Raw genomic sequence first — 12245 nt, forward strand, 5'->3', positions numbered from 1 at the left:
ACAATTATGGCTATCACAAATAGAATTAGTTTATTTTTGGAATTAACCAAATAGAGGCAAAACCATCAGAAATCATACTGTTTTTGTAATATCCAATAGGTTTTTTAAAAGTCAAATTAAAAGAATTGTTTCTTAATTCAATTTCGTTTTGCATCACCAAACTAAGCTGTAATCCTGGAGTGGTGCAACCAGAATGATCACATTTTCCACTGCATCCTTTTTTAGAATGAGAATCTTTTTTACAGCAATCTTTTAAACAAGAAGCAGTTTCTTTTTTTGAGGAAGCAGCATTCCTTTCGCAGGAACTTTTTTCAGAAGATTTTCCACAGGCATAACTTGCAGTTGACATCAAAGTGAAGCCAAAAGTTAAAACGAGTAATAATATGTGTATTTTTTTTGTCAACGGAAATTGTTTTGCAATACAAATTTAGATAAAAAACTTTAGCTCTAATATCTTTTAAGATTTCAATAACTAAAGCTTTTTGAAATCTGTTGGTTTCATGTTTTTTCTTTTTTTGAAGTAATTCGACAAATGACTTTCATCAGTAAAACCAAATTCATAAGCAATCTGTTTAATTGGCAATTGATTATTCTGAATACGTTTTTCGATTAAAGTAGTGCGCAAATTATTGATATAATCGCGATAACTTATAGAAAATGTTCTTTTAAAATAAGCACTGAAATACGTTGGCGCAATATTAAAATGTTCCGCAATTACTTTGATTTGAACCAATTTGGGTTGATAAACATTTTGATGAATATAATTAGCAATTTGTTCGTTATCAAGATGCGTCGATTTCATCTGAAGATTCATACCACGAATGGTTTCTTTTATCAATCCAAAAATCGAAAGAATCTGATAAAAAACAATCGGCGATGTCGTTACATCTATATATTGGTCATATGTGATAATATTTTCAACCGTATTTTTTAGAATCGTTTTGCACGGATCGTCAAATTTTAAAACAGTTTCCTTCAAGATTTTGTCGCGCATAAAACTTTCTGGCGTATTTACTAAGAATTCGTCGCAAGTAAGATTCTGTTTTGAATTGAAATAATTATCAGTGAATTTGATGTAAACGAACCTAGTATTCTTTTTAATGTCAAAATAATGTTCGTCTTCCGGCGATATTACAAACAAATCTCCTGTTTTATAAGGAAGAAGATTTTTGTTGAGATGGTGAATGCCACTTCCTTTTTTTATATAGATAATTTCATAATAGGTATGCGTGTGTGGCGGAAGGTGAAATTTCTCATCTTCAAATTCATGAATCACTAAAGTTTCAAACTGATTTAATTTAGGCATAACTTAAATTTACAAGTTTATGTCACAAATGTACAATTTATTTTGAGGTTAACGGTGTTAAATTTGTATCATAGAAAAGTACATTCCTTTCTAGTAAAATCAAAATGAAAAAAAGTCTTATAGCCTTGTCTTTAGGAGGCTTAACTATTGGAATAACTGAGTTTGTTATGATGGGCCTTTTGCCTGATATTGCTTCAGATATGAAGGTTTCGATTCCCGTTGCAGGATATTTAATTTCATCATACGCGTTGGGCGTTGTTATAGGCGCGCCATTATTAGTGATCTTAGGAAGAAATTTTCCTCCTAAAAAAATGCTTTTATTGTTAGCATTAATGTTGACGGTTTTTAATGCGCTTTCGATAATCGCACCAAATTATAATTTCTTGTTCGCTTCAAGATTTCTTTCAGGATTACCGCACGGAGCCTTTTTTGGCGTTGGTGCTGTAGTGGCAAGCCGTTTGGCTGATAAAGGAAAAGAAGCACAGGCAATTGCTATTATGTTTTCAGGTTTAACATTGGCAAATTTAATAGGTGTTCCAATTGGTACTTATATAGGTCACCATTTTATTTGGCGTTATACCTTTATATTAATTGCTTTTGTCGGTTTGTTGACTTTTCTGTTTATCTCGTTATGGATGCCAAAATTGGAGCAAACAGGAAGTGTAAATATGAAAACACAGCTTTTGTTTTTTAAGAAAACGGAAGCATGGTTAATTATAGGTATCACTGCAATTGGTTTTGGAGGTTTGTTTGCTTGGATCAGTTATATTGCACCTTTATTAATAAACGTTTCTAAATTTTCGCCAGAAGATGTTTCTTATATTCTGATTCTTGCTGGTCTCGGAATGGTTGTCGGAAACTTTGCAGGCGGTAAATTGGCTGATAAATATTCGCCGGCGCCTACAGTATTAGCGTTATTATTTATAATGGTAATCGATTTATTGTTGGTTTATACTTTTTCTTTTAATCAATATGCTTCCTTGTTTTTGACATTTTTAACTGGCGCAATATCTTTTTCGGTAATTGCACCAATTCAAATGTTGATGATCAAAACAGCTAAAGATGCTGAAATGATTGCTTCGGCAGCACTTCAAGGAAGTTTTAATATTGGAAATGCTTTAGGCGCATTTTTAGGTGGATTGCCTTTGGCGGCCGGTTATGGTTTTGCTTCTCCTAACCTTATTGGTATTGGAATGGCGATGACCGGAATGATTATTACTTTGGCTTTAATGCAGAAACATAAATCAAATTTGCAGCTTCAAAAAGCTTAAACATTTCAAATACTTTTTTACTTATACCCTTAATATTAATTACTTAAGGGTTTTTTTATGCCTTTTTTGAAGATCTTTCCAATGTAAGTTTGAGTGTTATTGTAGGAATTGATTGGTTTTTTCTACTGTGTTCAGTTTTATATCGTTTTTGCAGGAACATTTTGTTGTCTTGTAAAAACGATATTATTTTTTCATGTAATCGATTGTTTTTTTGATAAAAACGAAAGAAATTAATATTTGGCAATAATATAATTACTATTTATTCATATTATAAATTACATATGTGGTATAAAAAAGTGCTTTTATTTTTGATATGTAATTTTTTTTAGCAAATTTTTATGAAAATAAATTTTTTATATAAAAAAAATATCTATGTTTGTGTAATCGATTACATGATTTGATTTTTTTTGATTTCAAGTCATTTTTTTTAAACGAAATCGATTGAAAAACCCTGCTGTTGCAACGTTTTTCAAGAATTTTAAAACCACTCAAACATAGAATTTAGATTGTCAAAACCACATAAATTACCATTAACCAATTAATAACTTAAACAATAAACCATGAACTTTAAAGAATTATTAAACAAAGGAGCAAACTATTGCTTCACTCTTGTTTTCTTATTGTGCTTGCTTATGAGTAGTCAGGTAAATGCACAGACTACAACTATTGAGGGGACCGTTAAGGATGCTGCCGGACTTACTTTGCCGGGAGTTAATGTACTTGAAAAAGGGACGAAAAACGGTGTTTCTACTGATTTTGACGGACATTATAAGATTAAATTGAATAACCCTAAGGGTATTGTAACTTTTTCTTTTATTGGATTCGGAACTAAAGAAATTGCTGCCGCGGGAAAGACTAAAATAGATGTAGTTTTGACTGAAGATTCGAATAACTTAAATGAGGTTGTTGTAATTGGATATGGTACTTCAAAAAAATCTGATTTAACTGGTGCTGTTGCTACATTTTCAGGAAATGAGGTTCGTAAAATTCCTGTTCCTAACGTAGCAGAAGCTTTGACGGGTCGTATTGCCGGAGTATCTGTAACTTCTTCTGAAGGTTCTCCAGATTCAAATGTTCAAATCAGGATTCGTGGAAATGGTTCTTTAAGCCAGGATGCTTCTCCATTATATATTGTGGATGGATTTCCTGTAAACAACATTAATGATATTTCTTCTTCTGATATTGAGACTATGACAGTTCTTAAAGATGCATCATCTACAGCAATCTATGGTTCAAGAGGAGCTTATGGAGTAATTATTGTTACGACTAAAAAAGGTAAAGATGGTAAAATTGCTGTGAACTTCAATATGTTCTACGGAATGAAACAAATGGCAAATACGATCGATGTTACATCTCCAGAGGATTATGTGAAATGGCAGTATGAATATGCTTTGCTAGATCAAACTGATAAAACTATTTTGAGCAATCCAAGTTCATACACAAAGTATTTTGGAAACTGGCAGGATTACGACATGTACAAAGGCATGAAAGGAAATAACTGGCAAAAACAAATTTTTGGACGTACCGGTGAAGTTCAAAGTCGTGACTTGTCAATTCGTGGTGGATCTGATAAAATAAACTACAATTTTAACTATGCTCATTATGATGAAAAAGCAATCATGATGGGATCTGATTTCAACAGAAACAACTTGTCTCTTGCCTTAAACAGTAAAGCTTCTGATAAAGTTGATTTGAGTTTTACAGTTCGTTACTCTGATACAGAAATTAATGGTGCAGGTATGAACGAGCAAAATGAGGTTTCATCTGCAGATTCTCGTTTGAAAAATGTTGTAGGATATGCTCCAATTCCGGTTCCAGGTTTAACTACTGATGATACGGATGAAGCGGTAGCTCAAAATTTAACGCATCCTTTTGTATCGATTGTCGATAATAACCGTCAACAGTTTAGAAAAAACTTTAATACATTAGGAAGTTTTTCTTGGAAACTTACTTCAGATCTAGTATTTAAAACAGAATTAGGTTTAGATAACTACAATTACCAAGATTACCGTTTCTACGGACGTACAACGTACTATGTTAAAAACAATCCTGCGGCAGAAAGACAAAATATGCCAGCTATGATTATGATGGACAGAAAGGATACTCGTTTCAGAAATGCTAATACACTTAATTATGATTTGAAAAAATTAGTTGGTGAAAATCATAATTTGAAATTCCTAGCAGGAGAAGAATCTATAGATTATAAAAGAAACGATCTTACAAGTACCATTCAAGGTTATCCTTTGTCTTTTGAATTAGATGAAGCGAAAAAATTGACTTCTCAAGGTACACCAATTTCAGTTGATAATTTCTATTATCCAGATGACAAATTGCTTTCTTTCTTTGGACGTGTGAACTATGATTATAAAGATCGTTACCTTCTTACTGCAACTTACCGTGCCGATGGATCTAGTAAATTCTTAGGTGATAATAAATGGGGATTCTTCCCGGCAGCAGCAGCAGCTTGGAAAATTTCTGGAGAAGAGTTTTTGAAAGATGCTTCTTGGATCAACTTGCTTAAATTGAGAGTGAGTTATGGTGAGGCTGGAAATAATAATATTCCAACAGGACAAATGGTTCAAAGTTTCATCTCTTCTACATCTACTTGGATTAATGGTGTTGATAATTTTTGGGCAGCTTCAAAAACTATGGCTAACCCTGATTTGAAATGGGAAACTACTGTTACGCAAAATATTGGTTTAGACTTTGACTTGTTCAAAAACAAAGTGACAGGATCTGTTGAGGTATATAAAAATAAAACAAAGGATTTATTGATGCTTTTCCCAATTTCTGGAGGTTATGATAATCAATATAGAAACATGGGTGAAATTCAAAACAGTGGGGTTGAGGCAACTTTGAATCTTAATCTTATTGAAAGAGAAAAGTACGGAGTAAGTTTGTCTTTCAACGCGGCATTTAATACTAATAAAATCAATTCGCTTGGTGTAATGAGTAACTTTACTGCTGCATCTGGATGGGCTTCTTCATCAATTACAGGAGATTATTTAGTAAATGTAGGACAACCATTAGGTATCATGTACGGATATAAGAGTGATGGACGTTATGAAGTTGCTGACTTTGATTACGCTGCCGGAGCTTATACTCTAAAAAGTGGCGTGCCAGATGGAAGCACGGTAGTAGGTAAAATGCAACCAGGTGCTATGAAATTAAAAGATATTGATGGTGATGGAAAAGTAAATGCTAATGACTTAACTGTTATTGGTAATGCAAATCCAAAAAGTACTGGTGGTATGGTGTTGAATGCAAATGCTTATGGATTTGATCTTTCTGCTGCTTTTAACTGGAGCATTGGAAATGATGTTTATAATGCTAATAAAATTGAATTTACTTCTTCAATTCCGAATGGACAATATAGAAATTTAAGTTCTGAAATGGCAGACGGAAAAAGATGGACTAATCTTGATCCTACTTCTGGACAATTAGTTACAGATCCTACGCAGTTGGAAGCTTTAAATGCCAATACAACAATGTGGTCGCCTTATATGCCTCGTTATGTATTCAGTGACTGGGCTGTTGAAGATGGGTCTTTCTTAAGACTTAATACTTTGAGTTTAGGTTATACGACGCCAAACGCTTTGACTTCTGCTATAGGAGTGTCTAAGTTGAGATTTTATTTTACTGCAAGTAATGTTTTTGTTTGGTCTAATTATTCTGGTCCAGATCCTGAATCTTCAACTAGAAGAAATACGCCTTACACACCGGGAGTTGATTATTCAGCTTATCCGCGAAGCAGACAATTGATCTTTGGTCTAAACCTTAATTTTTAATTCAGAAAAACTTTCACAAGATGAAACATAAAATATTAATAGCAGGAATGTTTGTTGCAAGTCTTTTTGCTTCTTGCTCAGACGATTATTTAGATGCTCCAGCACAATCGACATTGGACGAATCAGTTATTTTTTCTAGTCCAGGTTTAGCCGAAGCTGCAATTGACGGCATTAAGATTCCGTTTGCAGAAACCAACTCATATAGAGGACGTTTTCTTCCTTTTTACGGATTAAATACAGATACAGAATGGTACAACTCATCACAGACTGTAAGTGATGCTTCAGACTTATGTACGTATGATGCGAAACCGAATAATTCGCAAATGAATACAGCAAATAATTCTTGGGCAATGAGTTACTCAGGTATCGAGCGTGCCAATATTTGTATTCGTGGCTTGCGTGCTTATGGCAATCCAACTCCTGGATCTCAATTAGGATATTTATTGGGAGAGGCTTTGACCTTAAGAGCAATTTATTATGCTGATTTGTTAAAAGCTTGGGGAGATCTTCCTGCAAGATTTGAGCCTTTAAACAATGCAACAATTTATATTGGAAAATCAAGCCGTGATGAAATTTACAAGCAACTTATAGCTGACTTAGGCGAGGCAGCAACTTTGGTTCCTTGGCCAGGAGAAACTCCAGCTACAAGTAATGTGGAAAGAATCAACAAAGCTTTCGTAAAAGGGCTTCGTGCTCGTCTAGCGATGGCGGCAAGTGGTTATCAGCAATATCCTGACGGAATCAGAAGAAGTACTGATCCAGCTTTGTCAGTTGCAAGTATGTATGCTTTGGCTTTAAATGAATCTCGCTCTATTATTGCGAGTGGTTCAGCACATTTGGAATCTTCATTTGAAACATTCTGGAAAAAATACAATCAAGAGTATATCGTTGCAGGAGGAGAATCATTATGGGAACTTCCTTTCTCATCAGGTAGAGGCCGTATGTTGTTTACTTTTGCGGTTCGTCATACTACAAATGACCAATTTCATGCAAATGGACCAAACCGTGGAGGAACTGCAGGACCGCTTCCAACTGTGTTTTATGATTATGATCAAAAAGATACAAGAAGAGACGTGACTTGTGTTCCTTACAAATACGGAACAGCTGTAAACAACGTAGCAAAACAAGAATTAGGAGCTTTGAATACTTGGTATTTTGGAAAATACCGTTATGAGTGGATGACGCGTTTTGTAACTTCAACAAATGATGACGGTGTAAATAAAATTTATATGCGTTATGCTGAAGTGTTATTGATTGCGGCTGAAGCAGCAAATGAAATAGAAGGACCTGCTGCTGCTGCTCAATATTTGAAAGCAGTAAGAGCAAGAGCATTCGCAGCAGCTGATCAGCCAATAAAAGTGGAGGCTTATGTAAATGCTTTGACTACAAAAGACGCTATGTTTAAAGCACTTGTTGAAGAAAACAAATTTGAGTTTACAGGAGAAATGGAACGTAAACAAAACCTTATCCGTTGGAATTTGCTTAAAGCAAAAATGGACGAAGCTAAGGCTAACATGAAAGATTTGTCTGCTCGTTCAGGAAAGTATGCTGATGTTCCATCTACTTTATACTATAAATTTAAAGCAGATAATGTAAGTCTTGATATCTATGGTTTGAACCGCGGAGAAACTACAAATCCAGGAACCGGTTGGAGCAGTGTTGTATGGACATGGACAGGTACAACAGCAGATACTAAAATCAATACTTTGTACAAACCAGGAGTTAATCCTGACAATAGACAATTCTGGCCGATATGGCAAGTATTCCTTGATGGAAGCAACGGAAAATTGACTAATGATTATGGGTACTAATAACTTTTCTGAAAATTAATAAAGTAAGATTATGAAAGCAAAATATATTATAAAAGGAGCAATGGCGGCGTTAGTTCTTGCGTTGTCCTTTTCTTCTTGTGAGACTTTTCAAGAAGAAGTAATTGAGACTTTGGATGTAAACAGAGCGTTTTCTCCGATAGATCTTAAAGCCAATGTGCGAAATGAAACTGCAGTAGAGCTGAACTGGACTGCAAAGCCAGATGCAGATCATTACGTAGTTCAATTTAGTGCAGATGATCCTAAATTTGAAACTATTTTTAAAACAGTAAATGTGGCTCCATCTGAATTGCCTGTAAAAGTGCAACTAGAAGGAGAAACTGTTTATTCCATTCGAGTAAAAGCAGTAAGTTCAGCAGGTTTAGAAGATTCTACATGGTCGATTACTACGGCAACGACTTTGTCAGAACAGCTTTTTTACCCAGTTCAAGATGCTGATATCGAGGCAACACAGGTAACTTTAAGATGGGTTCCAAATAGCAACGTAACTCAAATTACTGCTCAACCTGGAGCTATTTCTCATACTATTACAGCAACTGAGAAAACTGCCGGAGTTGCTGTTGTTAAGGGGCTTACAGGTGAAACTGCTTATACTGCAACTTTACTAAACGGAACAAAGAAACGTGGTACAGCGACTTTCAAGACTGGAATCGATATTGGAACAGGAATCCTAGTTAAAGCTACAGATGATATATTTAAAAAAATCGCTGATGCACCTTCTGGATCTGTTTTAGTTTTCATGAATGACGATTTTAGCGCTCAAACTGGAACAATAGCTATAAATAAAACACTAACGCTAAGAGGTTTGAAAACAGGTGATAAATCAAAACTAAAAGTAAACTTTACTTTAGCGAATAATCCTGCGAATGCTAGTGAAGAAGTAAGTCTGTCTTTAATTGACTTGGATTTAAACGGAACTGGTACGACAGGAGGCGCAATTGCAATTGGTGCAGAATATGCTACAACTTTTGGAAATGTTTTAATAAGCAGTTGTAATGTTCATGATTATCCTTCTCAATTAATGTATGGAAATGGAAAAGCTAAATTAAAATCGTTCGCTGTTGAAAATAGTACTATTAAAAATGTAAACATTGCTGGAGTAGCTGATTTTGTCGATTTCAGAACTACTTATGTTGCCAGTGTTTCTTTAACAAAAAGTACATTTGACAATTGTTCATCACGCGACTTTATCCGTTTAGATGCAGCTGCTGGATTTACAGGAACTGGTTTGACAAGTAATGTGTTAATTGATCAATGTACTATATACGCTCCTACATTGCCATTGGCAAGTAGAATCTTGTATCTACGCTTTGCTTCAAATACATCAACAGTGCGTAACACATTGTTTGCGGTTGGTTCGGCAGTTTATACAAATTCAACTGCAACTGCGCCACCGACATTTTTGAATAATAACAATTTCAATTCGCCTAATTTAGCGTTGGTAGGAAGTAATAATAGACCAGATGCTTCTGCAACTACTTTGGATCCTCAATTTGCAAATGCTGCAGGTGGAAACTTTACAGTTGGAAACCAAACAATAAAAGATAAGAAAATAGGTGATCCACAGTGGATTAAATAAATATTTTTACAGTTAGTTTTTAAAGGGATACAGTTTTTTCTGTATCCCTTTTTTATTTCTTGGCCCAAATTTGAGAAATTAGTTTCTGGATTTTATTCAATTTCTAAATCAAATTTTTCCAAAAGGCCAGCAAGTGCAGTATGTGAAACTTTTGTCTTTTTGACTTTGTTTTCAGATGGATCAAAAGCATAATTTCGTGAAGTTCTAAAATCTGTTTTTTCCAAATTACACTCCACAAAAGCGGCGTTTGATAAATCACAGTTTTTAAAAATTGCTAATGATAAATCAGTATTAGAGAAATCGACATCTTTTATCGAGCAGTCGGTAAAATAGGTTTTCTTTAATTTTTTGTAAATGAAAGTAGAATAATCTAAAAGACAATCTTCAAAACTCATCGAAAACAAGAAGCTGTTGCTGGCGCTAAAATCAATTCCCATTAATTTACAGCCAATGAATTTCATGTTTTTTAATCCAGTATTCTTTAAAACTGCTAATGAAAGATTACAGTTTTTGAAGGTAGAATCTAAAAAGTCATTATAGCTTAAATCGCTTTTTGAAAAGTTGCAATTGATAAATTGACAGTTCACAAATTCAGTATGCGATAAACTTTTTTCAGAATAATCGATCGTGTCGAAAGTTCGGTTTTGATATAATTTTGTTTCCATTTAAATCAGGGAAGAGAGTTTTTAGTTTTATTCTAATTCGACACAATCAAAAATAGTATTGTCTGCAAGCAACGTAACAATGTCAAGTTCGCTGTCTATTCGCAAAATATTGTCACAATCTTCAAGATCAAAATTCCATAAAGTTTCTGGTAATAATTCGTTAAGAAGCGCCGTAGCCGATTCTAATTTTGACGGACTGTCAACGGAAGTTTTAAACACATAAATCATAATTTGCATTTTTGAAGTGGCAAATGTCTGAAAAATGTGTTTCTTTTTGCTAGGATTCTATAATCAATAATTAGGACTTATCAATCATTTTTCGGTATTGAACAGGAGAAATTCCTTCGTGTTTTTTAAAAAATCGGCTAAAATACGATTGATCTTCGTGGCCAACCTGAGTGGCGATTTCGCTGATAGAAAGCGTAGTTTGAAAGAGTAAGTATTTGGCTTCCAGTAAAATATTCTCATCAATCCATTTTACTGCCGATTTACCAGTTGTGGTTTTTACGCATTTGTTTAAATGATTGGGAGAAACATTGAGTAAAGAGGCATAATGATTGACTTGATGGCGCGTTTTTATATGAAGATGAATCAATTCTTTGAACTTGCCGGTTATGATTTCTGCGGCCGAAATACCTTTAGAAGCGGTAACCGAGTTTTTATTCATTTCATAAAACAAAGCAGTCAGATACGTTTGCACAATATTGAGATTAGCTAGATTTGTATTGGTATATTCTTTTTCCAAACGTTTTAAAATAGCTGTAATCAAAGGAGCATCTTCGGCAGATAAATGCACTTTTGGGTTTCCTGAAATTTTCAAGAAATCGAAATCATTTAGAAGCTCACGGCTCCCATATTTGCCAATTAAAATATCAGGATGAAACTGGCAAATGTAGCCGTCGTAGGTATTGTAAATGTTATCAATCGAAAAAACCTGTCCGGCCGGAACTACGATAATTTCGTTCGGCTTAGTTTCATATTCTTCAAAACCCACATTCATTTTATGCGATCCAGATTCGACAAATATTAAAGTGTGGCAAAGATGTTTAGAAGGCGGAACGGGAAATTGCAAATGCATCATTTCTTCGGTTTTCAAACAAAAAAAATGATCCGAATTGGATTTAAACAGCAAATGCATTGGATTATCTTCTCCAAGAAATTTCTCCCGAAATCCTTTTGCTTCGTAGGTTTTTATTTTTTCGCCCGTCATTGATCTCATCTTTAATAATACAATCTGAAATCAAGTAATTTGCAAAGCGCATAATGTTTTTGGTACAATTCTTCGACTACTTCTGTCAAGTCATCGTTTTCCTGATATAAAGTAAAAAAAGCTTTGTCGATCGTTTTGTAACTGGCAATTTTATTATAAGAAGATCCGTAACCAGAAATCGCTCTCGCTCCGGTAATATCTAGAAAATATTGTGCTTCGTCTTCGTTGAGGTCCAAACGTTTTTTATTGGCAAAATGAATAATTTTCCCTTTCATTTTCCCTTCAAAAAGTTCGGCTATTTCTTCAAGGCTGTAATAATAATCATGAAGGCAAATGTTGTTTTCTTGCCCAGGCATTACCAGATAAATGATTTCATAATCTTTAAAATTATGATCATCATAAAGCAATGTATTCAAGCTTTCTTCTAAGCCTTCAATGGTATCACAAGTTTTGTGAATACTTGCAATTCCTTGGTCAATAGCAATTTCCTCCAGATTTTTAACCACATCAGTAATGGTAACCTCATCTATGTCCTGAACGCCTTCTAGGCAGAATATAAATTTTTCATTATCCATACTTATGTCTTTTGCTTTCTTT

At 34.2% G+C, this 12245-nt stretch carries 10 protein-coding genes; 4 read left to right on the plus strand and 6 right to left on the minus strand.

What is annotated here, in order from left to right:
- Positions 1-25 precede the first annotated feature (25 nt).
- Positions 26-403 (minus strand): hypothetical protein, encoded by a 378-nt coding sequence (locus RB619_RS16260; protein ID WP_308099349.1) that lies wholly within the window; start codon positions 401-403, stop codon positions 26-28.
- 69 nt (positions 404-472) lie between these two features.
- Entirely contained in the window at positions 473-1306 is an 834-nt protein-coding gene (locus RB619_RS16265) for an AraC family transcriptional regulator (RefSeq protein ID WP_155103486.1), read from the minus strand.
- Between the two features lie 104 nt (positions 1307-1410).
- Between RB619_RS16265 and RB619_RS16270 the strand changes: the two genes are divergently transcribed.
- The 4 genes from RB619_RS16270 (at position 1411) to RB619_RS16285 (ending at position 9773) form a co-directional block, all read left to right on the plus strand.
- Positions 1411-2577: an MFS transporter gene (locus RB619_RS16270; RefSeq protein WP_308099352.1), complete on the plus strand. Its 1167-nt coding sequence runs from the start codon at positions 1411-1413 to the stop codon at positions 2575-2577.
- Between the two features lie 560 nt (positions 2578-3137).
- Positions 3138-6365 carry a TonB-dependent receptor gene (locus RB619_RS16275; protein ID WP_308099354.1) on the plus strand — a complete coding sequence of 1076 codons (3228 nt, stop codon included), beginning with the start codon at positions 3138-3140 and terminating at the stop codon, positions 6363-6365.
- A gap of 20 nt (positions 6366-6385) precedes the next feature.
- Entirely contained in the window at positions 6386-8176 is a 1791-nt protein-coding gene (locus RB619_RS16280) for a RagB/SusD family nutrient uptake outer membrane protein (RefSeq protein WP_308099356.1), read from the plus strand.
- Between the two features lie 31 nt (positions 8177-8207).
- Entirely contained in the window at positions 8208-9773 is a 1566-nt protein-coding gene (locus RB619_RS16285; protein WP_308099358.1) for a DUF5123 domain-containing protein, read from the plus strand.
- Between the two features lie 92 nt (positions 9774-9865).
- On the opposite strand, the gene RB619_RS16290 is transcribed toward RB619_RS16285, so the two are convergent.
- The 4 genes from RB619_RS16290 to RB619_RS16305 all read right to left on the minus strand — a co-directional run bounded on the left by RB619_RS16290 (position 9866) and on the right by RB619_RS16305 (position 12223).
- The gene (locus RB619_RS16290; protein WP_308099360.1) at positions 9866-10438 is read right to left on the minus strand and encodes a pentapeptide repeat-containing protein; all 573 of its coding nucleotides are present in this window, start codon (positions 10436-10438) and stop codon (positions 9866-9868) included.
- 27 nt (positions 10439-10465) lie between these two features.
- Positions 10466-10675 carry a hypothetical protein gene (locus RB619_RS16295; protein WP_308099362.1) on the minus strand — a complete coding sequence of 70 codons (210 nt, stop codon included), beginning with the start codon at positions 10673-10675 and terminating at the stop codon, positions 10466-10468.
- A 61-nt stretch (positions 10676-10736) separates the two neighbouring features.
- Positions 10737-11648: a helix-turn-helix domain-containing protein gene (locus RB619_RS16300; protein WP_308099364.1), complete on the minus strand. Its 912-nt coding sequence runs from the start codon at positions 11646-11648 to the stop codon at positions 10737-10739.
- A gap of 11 nt (positions 11649-11659) precedes the next feature.
- Entirely contained in the window at positions 11660-12223 is a 564-nt protein-coding gene (locus tag RB619_RS16305; protein ID WP_308099365.1) for a DUF6642 family protein, read from the minus strand.
- Between the last annotated feature and the right edge of the window lie 22 nt (positions 12224-12245).

The sequence above is a fragment of the Flavobacterium sp. LHD-80 genome (genome assembly GCF_030929605.1).
In the GTDB taxonomy this organism is placed as follows: domain Bacteria; phylum Bacteroidota; class Bacteroidia; order Flavobacteriales; family Flavobacteriaceae; genus Flavobacterium.

What these genes read in the sequence shown, in the direction of transcription:
- RB619_RS16265 (WP_155103486.1), bottom strand. Translation starts at nt 1,306, where the DNA reads ATGCCTAAATTAAATCAGTTTGAAACTTTAGTGATTCATGAATTTGAA.
- RB619_RS16270 (WP_308099352.1), top strand. Translation starts at nt 1,411, where the DNA reads ATGAAAAAAAGTCTTATAGCCTTGTCTTTAGGAGGCTTAACTATTGGA.
- RB619_RS16275 (WP_308099354.1), top strand. Translation starts at nt 3,138, where the DNA reads ATGAACTTTAAAGAATTATTAAACAAAGGAGCAAACTATTGCTTCACT.
- RB619_RS16280 (WP_308099356.1), top strand. Translation starts at nt 6,386, where the DNA reads ATGAAACATAAAATATTAATAGCAGGAATGTTTGTTGCAAGTCTTTTT.
- RB619_RS16285 (WP_308099358.1), top strand. Translation starts at nt 8,208, where the DNA reads ATGAAAGCAAAATATATTATAAAAGGAGCAATGGCGGCGTTAGTTCTT.
- RB619_RS16290 (WP_308099360.1), bottom strand. Translation starts at nt 10,438, where the DNA reads ATGGAAACAAAATTATATCAAAACCGAACTTTCGACACGATCGATTAT.
- RB619_RS16295 (WP_308099362.1), bottom strand. Translation starts at nt 10,675, where the DNA reads ATGCAAATTATGATTTATGTGTTTAAAACTTCCGTTGACAGTCCGTCA.
- RB619_RS16300 (WP_308099364.1), bottom strand. Translation starts at nt 11,648, where the DNA reads ATGACGGGCGAAAAAATAAAAACCTACGAAGCAAAAGGATTTCGGGAG.
- RB619_RS16305 (WP_308099365.1), bottom strand. Translation starts at nt 12,223, where the DNA reads ATGGATAATGAAAAATTTATATTCTGCCTAGAAGGCGTTCAGGACATA.